General features: G+C 54.7%; 14 protein-coding genes. 9 read left to right on the top strand and 5 right to left on the bottom strand.

Translation table 11 applies throughout. The annotated features are described in order from the left end of the window. Positions 1 to 127 precede the first annotated feature (127 nt). Positions 128 to 556 (bottom strand): Lrp/AsnC family transcriptional regulator, encoded by a 429-nt coding sequence (locus ABID47_RS08105; protein WP_212968458.1) that lies wholly within the window; start codon positions 554 to 556, stop codon positions 128 to 130. A gap of 136 nt (positions 557 to 692) precedes the next feature. Between ABID47_RS08105 and ABID47_RS08100 the strand changes: the two genes are divergently transcribed. Both ABID47_RS08100 and ABID47_RS08095 read left to right on the top strand, forming a co-directional pair. Next, entirely contained in the window at positions 693 to 1445 is a 753-nt protein-coding gene (locus ABID47_RS08100; RefSeq protein ID WP_354495642.1) for an MBL fold metallo-hydrolase, read from the top strand. Between the two features lie 94 nt (positions 1446 to 1539). Further along, on the top strand, positions 1540 to 3213 hold the full coding sequence (locus ABID47_RS08095) for a DUF4091 domain-containing protein (protein WP_354495640.1): 1674 nt from the start codon (positions 1540 to 1542) through the stop codon (positions 3211 to 3213). A gap of 143 nt (positions 3214 to 3356) precedes the next feature. On the opposite strand, the gene ABID47_RS08090 is transcribed toward ABID47_RS08095, so the two are convergent. From ABID47_RS08090 to ABID47_RS08080, 3 genes are read right to left on the bottom strand one after another with little or no spacing between them, the layout of a single operon-like run. Next, complete coding sequence (locus ABID47_RS08090; protein WP_354495638.1) at positions 3357 to 4331, bottom strand: electron transfer flavoprotein subunit alpha/FixB family protein; 975 nt, start codon at positions 4329 to 4331, stop codon at positions 3357 to 3359. A 27-nt stretch (positions 4332 to 4358) separates the two neighbouring features. After that, positions 4359 to 5126, bottom strand: coding sequence for an electron transfer flavoprotein subunit beta/FixA family protein (locus ABID47_RS08085; RefSeq protein ID WP_354495636.1), 768 nt, complete (start codon positions 5124 to 5126; stop codon positions 4359 to 4361). Between the two features lie 26 nt (positions 5127 to 5152). Next, the gene (locus ABID47_RS08080) at positions 5153 to 5734 is read right to left on the bottom strand and encodes a TetR/AcrR family transcriptional regulator (RefSeq protein ID WP_076165412.1); all 582 of its coding nucleotides are present in this window, start codon (positions 5732 to 5734) and stop codon (positions 5153 to 5155) included. Positions 5735 to 5924: 190 nt separating this feature from the next. Between ABID47_RS08080 and ABID47_RS08075 the strand changes: the two genes are divergently transcribed. From ABID47_RS08075 to ABID47_RS08045, 7 genes are all read left to right on the top strand, one after another. Then, entirely contained in the window at positions 5925 to 8111 is a 2187-nt protein-coding gene (locus tag ABID47_RS08075; protein WP_354495634.1) for a (Fe-S)-binding protein, read from the top strand. Continuing rightward, positions 8108 to 10510 carry a 3-hydroxyacyl-CoA dehydrogenase/enoyl-CoA hydratase family protein gene (locus tag ABID47_RS08070; RefSeq protein WP_354495632.1) on the top strand — a complete coding sequence of 801 codons (2403 nt, stop codon included), beginning with the start codon at positions 8108 to 8110 and terminating at the stop codon, positions 10508 to 10510. Before ABID47_RS08075 ends, ABID47_RS08070 begins: the two co-directional genes overlap by 4 nt. 22 nt (positions 10511 to 10532) lie before the next feature. Beyond that, a complete protein-coding gene (locus ABID47_RS08065; RefSeq protein WP_152404588.1) occupies positions 10533 to 11714 on the top strand; it encodes an acetyl-CoA C-acetyltransferase in 1182 nt (393 codons plus the stop codon). A gap of 81 nt (positions 11715 to 11795) precedes the next feature. Next, complete coding sequence (locus tag ABID47_RS08060) at positions 11796 to 13577, top strand: acyl-CoA dehydrogenase family protein (RefSeq protein ID WP_354495630.1); 1782 nt, start codon at positions 11796 to 11798, stop codon at positions 13575 to 13577. 25 nt (positions 13578 to 13602) lie between these two features. After that, positions 13603 to 15297 (top strand): long-chain-fatty-acid--CoA ligase, encoded by a 1695-nt coding sequence (locus ABID47_RS08055; protein WP_354495627.1) that lies wholly within the window; start codon positions 13603 to 13605, stop codon positions 15295 to 15297. A gap of 43 nt (positions 15298 to 15340) precedes the next feature. Then, positions 15341 to 15838 (top strand): PaaI family thioesterase, encoded by a 498-nt coding sequence (locus tag ABID47_RS08050; RefSeq protein ID WP_234489260.1) that lies wholly within the window; start codon positions 15341 to 15343, stop codon positions 15836 to 15838. Next, entirely contained in the window at positions 15816 to 16145 is a 330-nt protein-coding gene (locus ABID47_RS08045; protein WP_354495625.1) for an SCP2 sterol-binding domain-containing protein, read from the top strand. Before ABID47_RS08050 ends, ABID47_RS08045 begins: the two co-directional genes overlap by 23 nt. A gap of 299 nt (positions 16146 to 16444) precedes the next feature. Here the strand turns inward: ABID47_RS08045 and ABID47_RS08040 are convergent, their stop codons facing one another. After that, complete coding sequence (locus tag ABID47_RS08040; protein ID WP_354495623.1) at positions 16445 to 17299, bottom strand: SDR family oxidoreductase; 855 nt, start codon at positions 17297 to 17299, stop codon at positions 16445 to 16447. Positions 17300 to 17711 lie beyond the last annotated feature (412 nt).

Genomic DNA, 17711 nt, shown 5'->3' with positions numbered 1-17711 from the left:
TCGATCCGCTCCTTAACTATTATCTTGATTAAAACACAAATGACCCACAAGAGGGTCACTTTTTTCAAAGTGTCCTTCTTATGGGTCACAGTTCACTCGAACAGGATGGGGAGCTCTTTTTTATTGGCTATTTTAGCTGGCCGATGGACAAATTGACCTTATAATTGCCGAACTGAACCATCTCGCCCAGAAGGTCATTGAGGTCCATCGGGGTTGGCACCTGCACCCGAAGGAGGTAGCAGCCTTCACCGCTGATCCGGTGTGCCTCCACGATGGGCTGGGTACGCTGGATGTAATGCTGGAACGAAGCATGCGTATCCGCGGATTTCATAAAGACTGTAATAAAAGCACTGACCTGGAGTCCGAGCTTGCCCGGATTGCACCGCAGCGTATAACCCTCGATCACTTCCAAATCCTGGAGCTTCCGGATGCGGGCACCCACCGCCTGACCGGTGAGATGTACCTTTTCTCCGATCTCCTTGTTGGACTGGAGTGAATTTTCCACCAGCAGCTGCAATATTTTAAGGTCGATCTCATCGATATCTTGTTTGCTCATCTTGCCCTTCACTCCTTTCACCGTGAAAATATAGCTACCAATATCGTTTCGCCAGGCTATGTAAAGAACATGTTTTCCTGTTTTATACTGGTATCGTGAATAACAGAATCATAAACCAAACCGGGAGTGAATGGAAATGAAAATTCAATTGATCCGCAATGCCACATTGTTTATTGAATATGCCGGTGTAACTCTGCTCGTTGATCCGATGTTCAGCGAGAAGGAGGCCAACCCGCCGGTAATCAATACCGCCAATGAACTGCGCAACCCGCGGGTCCCCCTGCCAGTGGAGGTGGAAAAGCTCGTGCAGCCGGATGCGCTGCTGGTCACCCACCGGCATCCGGATCACTGGGATGAGCCTGCCCAGAAGCAAATCAGCAAGGAGACGGCAGTATTCTGCCAGCCGGAGGACGAAGGCGAGATCCGGGCAGCCGGGTTTACCCGCACAACATCGGTAAAAAGCAGCGTTACGTTTCAGGGAATCACCGTGACCCGTACCGGAGGTCAGCACGGAACGGGAGAAATCGGGAAACAGATGGGGCCTGTATGCGGCTTTGTTCTTCAAGCCGAAGGCGAGCCGACGGTCTACATTGCAGGCGATACAATATGGTGCCGTGATGTTGAAGAGGCGCTTGATGCTTACCAGCCGGATCTGACGATCGTTAATGCCGGCGGCGCCCGCTTCGTGACGGGGGATCCGATCATTATGGATGTGAATGACGTGCTTGCGGTTCTGCGCCATCATCCGGATACCCAGGTGGCTGCCGTTCACATGGAAGCGATCAATCACTGCTTTGTAACAAGGGATGACCTGAGAGATGCGATAGAGAAGGCGGGATACAGCAGCCGGGTAATCATTCCGGAAGATGGGGAAGTGTTTGCAGATTAAAAAAATATTTATTTTTGGATTTTTTAAAGAGGATGCCGGGGACGGACAGCGAAGGATACAGCATACCGTTTGAAAGCGAGGGATCATTGGCTCAATGAATCAGAATCATGTATTTCAGACCAGACTTCTCAGCTCGTTATCCAAAGTATTTCCGGATGGACAGGGAACCGAACATCCCGTGACCGGCGGGTCGATGCTCAGTAACGAAACGTATGCTTTTCAAGCTGCTTACCGGACGGACAGCCCGGTAAATGATCTTAGGGTCATCGTAGATGCGCCGGCTGCACTGCAGGTTACGGTACGCCGCGTTGGCCTCGTGCCGTCCGGTTTTCCCGTATATCCGGATCACGATGAACATGTCCTGAGTGCAGAGCCGGGACTATTTCCGGATCCGCTGTATCCGTTGGATGAAGAACAAACCATTCCGGCCGTACCAGGAGAGTGGCAAAGTGTGTGGATCACACTTCAGCTGAATGGGCAGATGCCGGCGGGAAGCTACCCGATCACCGTCCGTTTTACATCCGGGGATGGGGAAGTTGCCGGAGAGGAGACTTTCCAGCTTGAGCTGATTCCGGAAGAGCTGCCTCCCCAGAAGCTGATACATACCGAATGGTTCCATGCAGACTGCCTGGCGACTTATTACAAGCTGGACGTATTCAGTGAAGAACACTGGCAGGTGATCGGTCAATTCATTGATACGGCCGTAAAGCATGGCATGAATATGATTCTGACGCCCGTCTTTACGCCGCCGCTGGACACCGAGGTCGGCGGAGAGCGGCCAACGGTTCAGCTTGTGGATGTGACCGTCACAGGGGAAAATCAATACGCGTTCGGATTTGATCGGCTCGCAAGATGGGTTGAGCTGTGCGATGAGAAGGGCATCCGCTATTTTGAATTTTCCCATTTGTTCACGCAGTGGGGGGCGAAGCATGCGCCGAAGATTATGGCATCCGTAGACGGAAATCCACAGAAGATTTTCGGCTGGGAGACCGATGCCACCGGTGAATCGTATCGTCTGTTCCTGGAGCAGTTTGTTCCGGCGCTAACAGAATGGATTCATGCCAATAACCTGACGGAACGAAGCTATTTCCACATCTCCGATGAGCCCGGGGCGGATCACCTGGAGTCTTATGGCTATGCGAGCAAGCTGCTGGGCGGTCTGCTGCAAGGATTCCCGATCATCGACGCCCTGTCGGACTATGATTTCTTTGAGAATGGCTTGGTGAAAACGCCTATTCCGGCCAGCAACCATATCGAGCCGTTTCTGGAGAATAACGTCCAACCGCTCTGGACGTACTATTGTTGTTCCCAATACAAAGAGGTGGCTAACCGCTTCATGTGCTTCCCTTCGGCCCGCAATCGGATTCTGGGCTACCAGCTGTACAAGTTTGACGCCGCCGGATTTTTGCATTGGGGGTATAACTTCTATTATTCGCAATACTCCAAAGGCGAAATCGATCCGTACGAAACGACCGATGCCGGCAAAGCTTTTCCGTCAGGCGATCCGTTTATCGTGTATCCGGGACCTGGCGGCGTGCCGGTCGAATCGATCCGGCTTGAGGTCATGAACGAAGCGCTGCAGGATTTGCGTGCACTCCAGCTGCTCGAATCGAAGATCGGCAGGGAGAATGTGCTGAAGGCGTTGGAGGAAGATTTGCCCGAGCCGATCACGTTCAGCCGCTACCCGCGCGAAGAAGAATGGCTGATCGCCAAGCGCGAATGGGTGAACCGGAAGATTAAAGAAGCTTTAGCTTCGGCAAACGTCTGAGCTGCGGCGTTGTCCCTTTGAACACCGCATCGAACACGACAAGACAAGGAAAAAGCATTCGTCAGGCCGGTGGTGGACCGACTGACGGATGCTTTTGTTTTTAGATATAGAAACGATGTGGCTTCATCACGTCAAACGAGCCGTTAAACCAACACCTTGCGGAACTCGCGGGTGAGGAGCGGCACGACCTCGAACAGGTCCCCGACGATGCCGTAATCCGCCACTTTGAAAATCGGTGCTTCGGGATCCTTATTGATCGCGATGATGACCCGCGACTGGCTCATCCCGGCCAAATGCTGGATCGCGCCGCTGATGCCGCAGGCGATATAGATCTCCGGCGTCACGACCTTGCCGGTCTGGCCAATCTGCATCGAATAATCGCAGTAGCCTGCATCGCAGGCCGCCCGGGAAGCGCCCACCGCGCCGTGCAGCACATCCGCCAGCTCTTCGAGCGGCTTGAACCCTTCGGCACTCTTGACGCCGCGGCCCCCCGAAACGATAATTTTCGCTTCGGTCAGGTCAACCTTGCCGGACGTCTTGCGCACGATGTCCTTTACGATCGAGCGGAGGGAGCCGGAAGGGGCGTAATCGATCTCGATGATCTCCCCAGGCGAAGATACGCTTGGTGCGGGAGCCAGATTGTTCGGGCGGATCGTCACGACCTGCGGGCCGCCGGTGAACGACTTTTGCTCGAACGCTTTGCCTGCGTAGATCGGGCGGGTGTAGACCGCTTCGCCGCCGTTCTGCTCGATCGCCGTCACGTCTGAAATTTGTCCGGCACCCAAATGGGCAGCGATTTTCGGCGCAAGATCCCGGCCCAGTGCCGTATGGCCAAGGAAGACCACGTCAGGCGTCACCTGCTCAAACACACCTTGCACGACATCAAAATAAGCTTCAGCGTTGTAGATTTCCAGCTCGGGGTGGTCCACAGCGTAGACCCTTCCTTCCACATAGCCTGCTAAATCTGCAGCAAGGGTCGTAATTTGCGACCCGATCAGCACGGCAGCGACGGCGTCTCCTTCATTTTTGGCAATGGAGGCTGCCTGAAGCGCTTCCAACGAAACCTGACGCAAGCTGCCACCGCGGACCTCGGCTACGACCACAAACGTTTTACTCATTCGGGATTCCTCCTTTTATCGGTTTCATCAAATCAGCTTGGCTTCGGTACGCAGCAGCTGGACCAGATCCGCGGCCTGCTGGGCAAGGTCTCCCTTCAGGATTTGCCCGGCCTTGCGCTCAGGCGGCAAGGAGAGGGAGAGGCGGTTCGTCTTGGCGGCTACATTCGCTTCGGTTAGGCCGAGGTCGCCAAGCCCGAGACGCTGGAACGGCTTCTTCTTCGCCTTCATAATGCCGGGCAGCGACGGATACCGCGGCTCGTTAAGCCCTTGCTGCGCGGTGAATACCGCAGGAAGGGCGACCTCCAGCGATTCGGTATCGCCTTCGGCGTCCCGCTGCACGGATGCTTTTCCGCCGGCAATGTCCAGCTTCGTGATCGAGGAAGCGTGAGGCAGGCCCAGCAGGTGGGCTACCCTTACAGCGACCTGACCCCCGCCGGAATCTACAGAGAAGTTGCCGCCGAGAATGAGGTCTACGGACTGCTGGCCGAAATAGGCCGCCAGCGCTGTGGCGATGCTGAACTCGTCGCCGGGAATGCTGTCGCCGTCAATAAGCACGGCTTCATCGGCGCCCATGGCCAGTGCCGTTCTCAGCGCTTCGGCCGTGCGCTCAGGTCCCACCGAGACGACGGTTACGGTACCGCCGTGCGCATCCCGCTGCAACAACGCTTCTTCTACCGCATATTCGTCGTACGGATTGATGACGTACTTGACCCCGTCGTCGGAAATCTGTCCATTCGAAATGACGATTCGTTCCTCCGTGTCGAAGGTTTGCTTCAGCATAACGTAGATATTCATGCGGACAAGCTCCTCTCTCAAACGCGTTATTTTAAACCTTTTAAGAAAAACTCAACTGTCTTATCCACCTGAGCGGAAAGGGAATACTTTCGGCCGGAGATAAGCCAGGAGGTGACCACTTCATCCATCGCCCCAAAAATCAGCAGGCGTGTCAGCTTGACATCGAGGTCTGCACGGAACGATTTCTCGGCAATCCCCTGTTCAATGATATGCTCGATCAGCTGAATGTAGGGCTTGACGACAAGCCCGATGGCTTTGCGCAGCTCCAACGAACTCTGACGCAGCTCGATTTGTGTCACATAGGCCAGATTGATGTTGTTTTCGAGCTCGGTAAAATGAATTTCGCAAACTTTGCGAAGGGCTTCATCGGCGGTATTCGTTTCCTTCACGCTGCTGTTGAACATGGAGACCAGATTTCCGAGACGGGCTTGAAACAGAGAAATAAGGATATCTTCCTTGTTTTTAAAATATAAATAAATCGTACCGTCCGCGACGCCTGCCTCCTTGGCAATCCTCGAAATCTGGGAGCCGTGATAGCCGTTCTCCGCGATTACTTTTAAGGCTGCATCCAAAATCAACTCATATTTTTCCAATTTTCTACTTGTCATCAGGCCACCCCGGTGTTAGAATTCAAATAACTGAATGAATCCTCATTCATTTTTCTTAATCTTATGGGAAACAGTGCCAGTTGTCAATGTTTTCAAGGTAAGATTTTATTTTTAAACAAGCTTTGTAACCGCTTACGAAATGTAACCCGTCGCCAAACTTAGGTGAATACGAAGAAAGGACGGATGACAAATGGTGTGGCCAATCGTCAATTTACTCCTGTTTCTCGCAGTGACCGGGTACGGTATTTATTTGTTCTGCCAAGCGGTGTATCACAGAATGCTGTACGTGAAGCTCGGCAAGCCGGTTGATTTCCGGAAGCAGCGTGAAGGCAGATGGGGCGAGTTCCTGCGACAGGTGTTCGGCCAGAAAAAGCTGCTGAAGGATCGGAAGAGCGGCATTATGCACGTGGTGATCTTTTACGGCTTCATCATCCTTCAGTTCGGCGCGCTGGATCTCATTATCAAAGGACTGACAGACGGCGGCCACCTTCCGCTTCCCGCGTACGACGTATTCGGTCTGCTTCAGGAGATCACGGTGTTTCTGGTCCTTACAGCGATGGGATATGCCGCTTACCGCCGGTATGGCGAGAAGCTTGCGCGCCTCAAGAAAGGGTGGAAGCCGAGCATTGTCGTGTTCTTTATCTTCTCCCTGATGCTGTCTGTGCTGCTGTCGCTTACCTTCGAAAGAATCCGGCTCGACCTCGAGCCATCCGCTTACGCACCTATATCCTCAGCGATTGCGGCCATCTTCTCCGGCATGTCCGGGACGGCGGCATCCGTATTGTTCTACATCTTTTGGTGGGCCCATCTGCTTATTCTGCTATCTTTTCTGGTCTATGTTCCTCAATCGAAGCATTTTCACCTCATTACCGCACCGGTCAATATTTGGCTGGGCCGCTCCGAGCCAGTCGGCAAGCTGAGCAAGCTTGACCTCGAAGATGAAGAAGCCGAATCGTTCGGCGTCGGCAGGATCGAAGATTTTACGCAAAAGCAGATGATCGACTTCTACGCTTGCGTGGAATGCGGCCGCTGCACAAACGTCTGCCCGGCTTCCAATACCGGCAAGGTACTGTCGCCGATGCATCTTATTACTAAACTACGCGATCATTTGACGGAAAAGGGTACAGCCGTTACCGGTAAGTCGCCGTATGTTCCCGAATATGCTTTTGCCGGGAGTGGAGCGCATGCATTGGATGCAGCCGTGTCCGAAACCCATCCCGATTGGTCATCAGCGGACGGCGTGACGGATATTCGCCCGACGCTGGCATGGCAGAAGGCCACCTGGTCCCATCAGAACACAAGTCCGCAGGACATGAACTTGATCGGCGACGTCATGACCGAGGAGGAGATCTGGTCCTGCACCACCTGCCGCAACTGCGAGGATCAGTGCCCGGTCGGCAACGAGCATGTCGATAAAATCATCGATTTGCGCCGCCATCTCGTGCTGATGGAGGGAAGCATGCCGGCAGAGGGGCAGCGAGCCCTGCAAAATATCGAACGGCAAAGCAATCCCTGGGGATTGAACCGCAACGACCGGGCCAACTGGACCGGCGAGGTGGAAGGCATTCGGGTGCCGACCGTCAAGGACAATCCGCAGTTTGAATATTTGTTCTTCGTCGGATCGATGGGCTCATACGATCTGCGCAGCCGCAAAATTTCCAAGGCGTTTGCCCGCCTCTTGAACGAATCCGGCGTCAATTTCGCCATTCTCGGCAACGAGGAGAAAAATTCGGGGGATACCCCCCGCCGGATGGGCAATGAGATGCTGTTTCAGCAGCTGTGCATGGAGAACATCGAGATTTTCGAAAAATACGGCGTTCAGAAAATCGTGACCGCCTGCCCGCACACCTTCAACACGTTCAAAAACGAATACCCCGAATTCGGGCTCGAAGGGGTGGAGGTCCTTCATCACTCCGAGCTGCTGGATCAGCTCATCCGCGAAGGGAAGCTGAAACCCCAGTATGAAGTGAAGGAGCGGATCACTTATCACGACTCGTGTTATCTGGGACGCTATAACAACGTGTACGACCAACCGCGCAGCGTCCTCCGGGCCATTCCCGGCGTAGAGCTCGTTGAAATGAAACGCTCGCGGGAAAATGCGATGTGCTGCGGCGCCGGGGGCGGCATGATGTGGATGGAGGAGAAGTCCGGCAAACGGGTGAACCTTGCCCGCACAGAGCAGGCGCTGGAAGTGAATCCAAGCATCATCAGCAGCGCTTGTCCTTACTGCCTGACCATGATGGAGGACGGGACGAAGATGAAGGAAGTGGAAGAGCGTGTGAAAGCAAAGGATATCGCCGAAATTTTGGAGCTGTCCGTGTTCGGGGATTCCGCTGCTCACAATAAAGGATTTGAAATGGAGGCAAGCACACAATGAACCAATCCATTCGCAAGGCAGCCGTCATCGGCTCAGGTATTATGGGATCCGGCATTGCTGCACATCTGGCCAATGTCGGGATCCCGTGCTTACTGCTGGACGTCGTTCCGACTCAGCTGACAGAGGAAGAGACGAAAAAGGGGTTGACGCCGGAAAATCCGGCGGTACGCAGTCGTCTTGCAACTTCAGCCATTGAGAAGCTCAGCAAGATCAAGCCGGCTCCGCTGTATGATCCTGCGTTTGCTTCCCGGATTACGCCGGGCAACCTCGAAGACCATCTGCCGCAAATTGCAGACGTCGACTGGGTCATCGAAGTGGTGGTCGAGAATCTGGAAGTGAAGCAGCAGCTTCTGAAGCGCGTAGAGCAGCATTGGAAACCGGGTACGGTGGTCAGCTCGAACACGTCGGGCATTTCAATCAACGAGATGGCGGCCGAATGCGGCGAATCGTTCAGAAAACACTTCCTTGGCACACATTTCTTTAATCCGCCCCGTTATATGAAGCTGCTTGAAATTATTCCCGGACGGGACACGGAGCCGGAGCTCGTGGCGCGTATGAAGGATTTTTGCGAAAGGGTGCTCGGCAAGGGCGTCGTCATCGCCAAGGATACGCCTAACTTTATTGCGAATCGGATCGGTACTTACGGCCTGCTGGTGACTCTTCAGGAAATGTTGGAGAAGGGATTCACGGTGGAAGAGGTCGACGCGGTGACCGGACCGGCGATGGGGCGTCCGAAGAGCGCTACCTTCCGCACGCTGGATCTGGTGGGGCTCGACACGTTCGTTCATGTCGCGGATAACGTCCGGATGAACGTCGAGAATGAGCACGAACAGGCGGTTTTCACTTCGCCGGACGTGCTGACGGGCATGGTGGCACGCGGCTGGCTCGGGGAGAAGAGCGGGCAGGGCTTCTATTTGAAAAAGAAAACGCCGGCCGGGAGCGAGATTTTATCCCTTGACCTGAAGACGCTGGAATATGTGCCGCAGATGAAGCCCAAATCGGCATCGTTGGAGGCCGCGAAAATGGCCAAGGGAGCTGGAGCGAAAACAAAGGCGCTCCTCGGGGCGAAGGACCGCTACTCGGATCTGGCCTGGGACATTCTGAAGCAGGTGCTTGTCTATTCGGCCGAAAAGGTGGGCGAGATCGCCGATTCGGTCAAGGAAATCGACGATGCCATGAAATGGGGCTTCTCCTGGGAACTCGGACCGTTTGAGACCTGGGACGCCATCGGCCTGGCCCGGTCCGTGGAGCGGATGGAAGCCGAAGGCTTGACCGTTCCCGCCTGGGTTAAAGAGTGGGTCGCTGCGGGACACAAGTCCTTTTACAAGCAGGAGGAGGGCCGGCTGTATTCGATTCATGTGGCGTCGGGCGCATACCGTGAGGTAGAACAGCCGGAAGAAGTCATCAATCTGCGCAGCCTGAAAGAGCAAAACAAGGTGGTGAAAGGAAACAGCGGAGCCAGCCTGATCGACATTGGAGACGGCGTCGCCTGCCTGGAATTTCATTCGCCCAACAATGCGATCGGCGAGGACATTCTCTCCATGATTACGCAGAGCATTGACGAGGTGCGCAGCAATTTCAGAGGACTCGTGATTGCGAACCAGGCACGCAATTACTGTGTGGGAGCCAACATTATGCTGCTCCTCATGGAAGCTCAGGACGAAGAATGGGACGAAATCAACGAAATCATCCGGAAATTCCAGTACACGATGTACGCGCTGAAGCGGTTTGAGAAGCCGGTCGTGGCCGCGCCGCACCGCATGTGCCTCGGCGGCGGGGTCGAATCCTGCTTGCCGGCCGACCTGGTTATCGCAGCTCCGGAAACGTATTACGGTCTTGTCGAAGTCGGCGTCGGCCTGATTCCCGCCGGTGGAGGGTGCAAGGAACTGGCACTGCGGGCAAGCCAAACGGCCGGTCTTCCGGATGCGGATCTGCAGCCGTACATCAATCACATTTTCCAAACCGTGGGGACGGCGACGGTATCGACGAGCGGCCACGATGCCAAGCGTCTCGGGTACTTGCGGCCAAGCGACCGTGTCGCGGTGAGTCAGGATGTTCAGATTTATCAGGCGAAGCAGGCTGTTCTCGGTCTGGATCGCAGCGGCTATGAACCGATCCCGCAGGAGAAGGTCCGAGTCGTCGGGGCGGAAGGTAAGGCCGTGCTTCAGCTTGGTGCGCTTGGCATGAAGCAAAGCGGTTATATCAGCGACCATGATTACCTGATCGCCCGAAAACTGGCCCATGTTCTCGCCGGCGGTGATGTCCCGGCAGGAACCCTTGTCAGTGAGGAGTATATGCTGGACCTCGAGCGCGAGGCTTTCTTGAGCCTGTGCGGGGAACCGAAGACGCAGCAGCGCATGCACCACATGTTAACCAAAGGCAAAGCGCTCCGCAACTAACATCCACGGGAGGGGATATTCCATGAAAGAAGCAGTCATTGTATCGATGGCGCGTACCGCAGTCGGCCGTGCCAAGAAAGGCAGCCTGGCACAGACACGGGCCGACGATCTCGGGAAAACGGTGCTGGAAGCCGTCGTGGAACGCGCGCCGGGCCTTAAAAAGGAAGACGTGGAGGACATCATCATCGGCTGCGCCATGCCGGAAGGCGAGCAGGGGCTTAATTTCGCCCGGATCATGTCGCTGTACGCCGGATTCCCGGTGACGGTGCCGGCGCTGACGATCAACCGGTTTTGCTCCTCTGGCCTTCAGTCAATCGCCTTCGCGGCGGAACGAGTCATGCTGGGGCATGCCGACATCCTGATCGCCGGGGGCGTGGAGAGCATGAGCCATGTGCCGATGACCGGTTTCAAGATGTCGCCGAATCCGAAGATCGTTGAGCAGATGCCGGAGGTCTACATCGCCATGGGACATACGGCGGAAGAAGTGGCCGACCGCTTCGGCATCAGCCGGGAAGATCAGGACCGGTTCGCTGCGAGATCGCACGCCAGGGCGGCACAGGCGATTGCGGAAGGTAAGTTCCAGGACGAAATCGTGCCGGTTCAGGCCGAACTAAAAAGCGTGGATGAGAAAGGCAAAGTGCAGACGAAAACCTTCGAATTCCGGGTGGACGAAGGCGTGCGGAGCGACACGACAGTGGAGGTGCTGGGCAAGCTGAAACCGGCGTTCAAGCTGAACGGATCGGTCACGGCGGGGAATGCGTCCCAGGTCAGCGACGGGGCTGCGGCGGTCGTTGTCATGAGCCGGGAAAAAGCCGAGGCGCTTGGCCTGCAGCCGCTTGCCACGTTCCGTTCCTTCGCGCTCAGCGGCGTCGAGCCGGAAATTATGGGCGTCGGTCCGGTCAAGGCGATTCCGAAGGCGCTGCAGATGGCCGGAATTACGTTGGAGGACGTGGATTTATTCGAAATCAACGAGGCGTTCGCCTCCCAGTGCGTCCACATTATCCGGGAGCTTGGCATCGATGAAGAGAAAGTGAACGTCAACGGCGGCGCGATTGCGCTTGGGCATCCGCTGGGCTGCACGGGCACGAAGCTGACGACGACCCTGATCAGCGAGCTGAAGCGGCGCGGCGGCGGTTACGGCGTGGTGTCCATGTGCATCGGCGGCGGCATGGGCGCCGCGGGCGTGTTTGAAGTTCATCCGTAAGACGACAACTGCTGGCAGAAAGCGTTCTACAGTGATTTGGTTTTTATATTTAAAATTCATATCGCAAAGGAGACGGGAACGATGAGCACAACGATGAATAAGGTGATCGGCGGCAGTTATATCATTGAAGACACGGACTTTCACAATGTGGTGACCCCGGAAGATTTTACAGAAGAACACCGAATGATCGCCGAGACAACGGAGGATTTTGTGGCCGGTGAAGTGGTGCCCCATGACGAAGCGATCGAAAAACTGAATTATGAGCTTACGGTGGAGAAGATGCGCAAAGCCGGGGAACTCGGACTGCTCGGCGCTGACGTACCGGAGGCCTATGGAGGGCTTGGCCTGGATAAGGTCAGTTCGACGCTGATCAGCGAGCGGCTGACCAAGGCATCCGCATTCGCGTTATCGATCGGGGCCCATGTCGGCATCGGCACGCTGCCGATCGTCTATTTCGGCACTGAGGAGCAAAAGCAGAAATACCTGCCTGCTCTGGCAACCGGCGAGAAGATCGCCGCCTACTGTTTAACGGAGCCTTCCTCCGGTTCGGATGCGCTGGGGGCGAAAACGACAGCCACCTTATCCGAGGACGGTGAATATTATGTATTGAACGGCAGCAAGCAGTTCATCACGAATGCCGGTTTCGCCGACCTCTTCATCGTGTATGCTAAAGTGGACGGCAAAGACTTCAGCACTTTTATCGTGGAGCGCACGATGGAAGGCGTCAGCATCGGACCGGAAGAGAAAAAAATGGGAATAAAAGGATCGTCCACCTGTCCGCTCATCCTGGAGGATGTGAAAGTGCCTGTAGAGAATCTGTTATGGGAAGTAGGCAAGGGGCACTTGATCGCCTTCAACATTCTGAACATCGGACGCTTCAAGCTGGCCGCCGGTTGCGTAGGCGCCTCCAAGGATACGATTGAGCTGGCTGCCAAGTACGCGAACGAGCGCACGCAGTTCGGCCGTAAAATTTCCACCTTCCCGCTGATCGGCAAAAAGCTGGCGGATATGAATACGAAAACGTACGCGCTCGAGAGCATGGTTTACCGCACGGCAGGTCTGTTCGATGTTGGCCTTGCCGAAGTGGATCACGGCAGTCCAGAAGTGGGCTATCAATCGGCCAAAGCCATTGCCGAATATCAGCTCGAATGCTCGATCAACAAGGTGTTCGGTTCCGAAACGCTGGATTTCGTCGTCGACGAAGGCGTGCAAATCCATGGCGGATACGGCTTTATTCAAGAGTACCGGGTGGAGCGGAATTATCGGGATTCGCGGATCAACCGCATATTCGAAGGCACAAACGAAATTAACCGTCTGCTCATTCCGGGCACTTTGGTGAAACGGGCCATGAAGGGCCAGCTGCCGCTGATGCAAAAGGCCGTGGCGCTGCAGGCCGAGCTTCTGGAGCCGATTCCTCCGCAAACCTTCGAAGGAACGCTTGATCAGGAAGCCCATCTGATCAAGATGGCAAAGAAAATTTTCCTGATGGCCGGCGCCCAGGCCGTACAGAAATATCAATTGAAGCTCGAGGACGAACAGGAGATTCTAAGCCATCTGTCCGATATGATGATTTCCGTCTATGCGATGGAAAGTGCGCTGCTGCGTACGCAAAAAATCATCGACCGCTCCGGCGAAGACAAGGCTCGCCTGCCGATCCTGATGACGACCGTATTCGTTCATGACGAATTCAATAAAATCGAAACATGGGCGAAGGAAGTGCTCGCCGCGATGGAATCGGGCGATACGCTCCGGACACAGCTGTCTGTTCTGAAAAAGCTGACGAGAAAGTCGCCTGTCAATACGCTTGGATTGAAGCGTGAAATCGCTGAAAAGGTCATTGCCGCGGAAAAATACGTGCTGTAACAATTCGTGAGATGGGGTGGCCTGGATGTCGAGTAAACCTTGGTTAAATCAGTATCCTAGTGAGGTCCCGCACAGTTACGAGTATCCCAAGCAGAATGTTGCGCAATTTCTAGTGGATTCCGCTTCCCGATATCCAGAGCATATTGCTCTGGATTTCATGGGGAAGAAAATGACATTCCGATCCCTGCTGATTTCGGTAAACCGGTTTGCGAACGCCCTGCTCCGGCTGGGTGTCCGCAAAGGGGACCGGATCGCCATCATGCTGCCTAACTGCCCGCAGGAGGTCATTGCGTATTACGGTGCGCTCCTTGCGGGCGGCGTGGTAGTCATGACTAACCCGCTGTACGTGCCGCGGGAAATTCAGCATCAGTTATCCGACGCTGACGTCCGCATCATCGTGACGTTGGATGCGCTGGTGCAGCGCGTGGAACAGGCGATGACCCACAGGCCGCTCAGTAAGCTGATCGTCACGTCGGTCAAAGACTATTTGCCTTTTCCGAAAAACATCCTATACCCTCTTGCCGCCAAGAAAGACGGAACTCATGTCTCCGTCACCTATGACGATCGGATCGTATCCTTTACCCGCCTCATGAAACAATCAAGCAGCGACCCGGTCAAGGTAGACATCGATGCGGAACAGGACCTGGCGCTCATTCAGTATACCGGAGGAACGACCGGGTTCGCCAAAGGCGTCATGCTGACGCATATGAACCTGGTATCCAATACGATTCAATCGCAGCTGTGGTTTTACCGGGCACGGATCGGCCAGGAAAAATACTTGGCTGCGCTGCCTTTTTTTCATGTATTCGGTCTTACGGTGCTGCTTAATCAGGCAGTTTATAATGCCGGAACTCTCATCTTGGTTCCGCGTTTTGAAATCAATCAGGTGCTGAAGATCATTGACCGGCGGAAGCCGACGGTGTTTCCCGGGGCGCCGACCATGTATATTGCGGTGATTCACCATCCTGAAGTGCACAAGTACGACCTTTCTTCCATAAATATATGTATCAGCGGAGCGGCTCCGCTGCCCCTGGAGGTACAGGAGCGGTTCGAGGAGGTCACGCGCGGCAAGCTGATCGAAGGTTACGGATTAACCGAAGCGTCACCGGTTACGCATGCCAACAACATATGGGAGAAACGCAAAAACGGCTCGATCGGTATTCCTTTACCGGATACCGAAGCCCGTGTTGTGCATCCCGAAACGGGTGAAGAGCTGCCGCTTGGCGAAATCGGCGAGCTGGTCGTCCGCGGCCCACAGGTCATGAAGGGGTATTGGAACCGGCCGGAAGATACAGAGCGCACGCTCCGGGACGGCTGGCTGTACACCGGGGATCTGGCGAGGATGGATGAAGAGGGCTTTTTTTACATTTTGGACCGGCGCAAAGACCTGATTATCGCCGGCGGTTACAACATCTACCCGAGGGAAATCGAGGAGGTGCTGTTCGAGCATCCGGATGTGGAGGAAGCCGTCGTGGCTGGCGTGAACGACCCTTACCGCGGCGAAAATGTAAAGGCTTACATCGTGCTCCGGAAAGGCTCGTCTGTTACCGAGCAGGAGTTGAAGCAATGGTGCAAGGAACGGCTGGCTGTGTATAAAGTGCCCAAGATCTACGAGTTTCGCGAGTCGCTGCCCAAGACGCTGGTGGGCAAGGTACTTCGCCGCAAACTGATCGAAGAAGAGAATGAGAAGCTGGTCAATCAGTCGAAGGTCGACCTATAGGGGATGACACACGGCGACGCCAAATGAGAAGGAGGGCAAGGATATGAATCCGGAAACGACGGACAGCCTGAATATGAACTTGAAGCTGAAGCAGCTGGAGAACGCCGCGAAGCATACCTTTTGGGACTTTATCGGATGCGAACTGATTGAACTTAAAGGTGATCAGGTCGTGGTAGCCTTTGATATTTTGCCCCATCATCTCAATCTCATCGGGATCGTGCACGGCGGCATGCATGCTTCAGCCATCGACTCCGCCATGGGCATACTGATTATGCTGGCCAGGCCGGAAGCCAATGTGGTTACTGTGAATTTGAACATGAACTACGTGGCTTCCACGGGTGAAGGGCGTGTCATCGTGACGGCCGAGATCATCCACAGCTCGCGCAAGCTGATAACAGCCCAGGCCTATGCCCGCAAAGAGAACGGGGATCTGCTCGCCTTCGGCACCGGCACCTTCCGGGTGCTGGAAAGGCATGTCCCTGAAGCGCAAACAGAGAGTGATAAGAGGGGGACGATGGATGAGCGTGGTACAAGAACTTGAAGCGATGGCCGGAAAAATGAACGAACAGCCGGGGGCGATGGATGGGCTGCACGCCTCCTACCATTTTCATATCAAAGATACAGGGAAACATTTGCAGGTATATTTCCATGACGGAACCGTGCGGGTTGTGGAGGACGCTTCGGACGACGCCGACTGCACGCTGACCATGTCTGAGAGCCATCTTCGGAAACTGCTCCGGAACGACTTGAACACGACGATGGCGTACATGACCGGATCGCTCCGGATCGACGGCCGTCTTGGCCTGGCTCTGAAGCTTCAGGAAATCCTGAAGCAGTATCAGGTTTGAATACCTGGTTTACGGCATCGATGAGCGCAATAATATAGGCTGCCTTATGCAGAGCAGCCTATTTGTGCTGTTATTTTAGATATAAGAAAGGATAAGCTTCGGAGTTTGGGCTTATTTATATCGCAAGAAAAACTTCCGCTAAATGCGGTCTGGCTTCTTAGAAGGTGCGCCGATAGACGTTTTTTCTTTTAGATATAAGAAAGGATAAGCTTCGGAGATTGGGCTTCCTTATATCGCAAGAAAAACTTCCGCTAAATGCGGTCTGGCTTCTTAGAAGGTGCGCCGATAGACGTTTTTTCTTATTTCCCTTTACGGGTTAATTTAGCAAGAGCATCCCATTGTTCCTCGGTGACCGTGCGAAAGTCATTGAATTCGCCCGCCCCCTGCAGCCATTCTCCACCGTCAATGGTGACCACTTCCCCATTAATATATCCCGCATAATCAGAAACCAGGTAGGCAGCCAAGTTCGCCAGCTCCTCTTTGTTCCCGACCCGGCGCAAAGGGACGCGATCGATCATCTGCTGCTCCAGCTCCGGCGTGGGAGAGAGGCGGGACCATGCGCCTTCAGTTGGAAAGGGGCCGGGGGCGATCGCCACCTGGCGGATCCCGTAACGTGCCCATTCCACTGCAAGGGAACGGGTCAGTGCCAGCACGCCGGCTTTGGCCGCAGCGGATGGAACGACAAAAGCCGATCCGGTGGCAGCATAGGTCGTCACGATATTGAGCATGGTGCCTCCCTGGCCGCGGTCGATCCAGCGTTTGCCGATCTCCAGAGTCGCATAGAACGTGCCGTGCAGAACGATGTTCAGCACCGCGTCTACAGCTCGAGGGGACAACCTTTCGGTGGGACTGATGAAATTGCCGGCGGCATTGTTGACAAGAATGTCAATCCGGCCGAAATGCCGTTCAACGGCATCCGCCAACTCCGCAATCTGTGCCGGTTCCCGAACGTCGCAAGGAGCATAGAATATTTTGTAACCGCTATCATTAAATTCTTCGGCTGTCTGCTTCAGCACTTCTTCCCGGCGCCCTGCGATCGCCAGTTTGGCACCGAGCCGCACGAACTTTTCACCCATGGCCCGGCCCAGGCCCGTTGCTCCCCCGGTAATCAACACCACTTTGTCCTGTAACAAGTTCTGCGCAAAAGGTTCCATTTCCGATTCCTCCCAAAATATATGCTGGAAAAGAATTCATACTGCTTAACCTCAACTATATCGGAACGGGAAAGCGGTGTATAGAGCAGCCTTTACTATGTGGGGAAAGGGTACTGATTCGATGCCTCTACCATCGGCGTACGTGCGGCTGTTCACTGAAGGTTTTTCCAGGTACAGGGGACATCGCGGTACCCGGCGGGAAGATGAAATTCGGGTAGAAAAACCGCGGAAAATTGCTGAAACCCTTTTTATTGTTCACATTTTTGTCACATGTGGTTCTAAGCGCACGTTCGGCATAATAAGAAGAAGTAAACGCTTCAAACTAACATTCCTCAGCTTGTACCCTTCCTCCTAGCCCTTTTTTTCGTTGAGATGTCAAGGTCATTCACACATTATGTAAAGGAAGTGAAGA

The sequence above is a fragment of the Paenibacillus favisporus genome (assembly GCF_040545415.1).
GTDB lineage: Bacteria > Bacillota > Bacilli > Paenibacillales > Paenibacillaceae > Paenibacillus_AQ > Paenibacillus_AQ favisporus.
The sequence above is the reverse complement of the archived record's forward strand: the minus strand, read 5'-3'. Positions and strand labels throughout refer to the sequence as shown.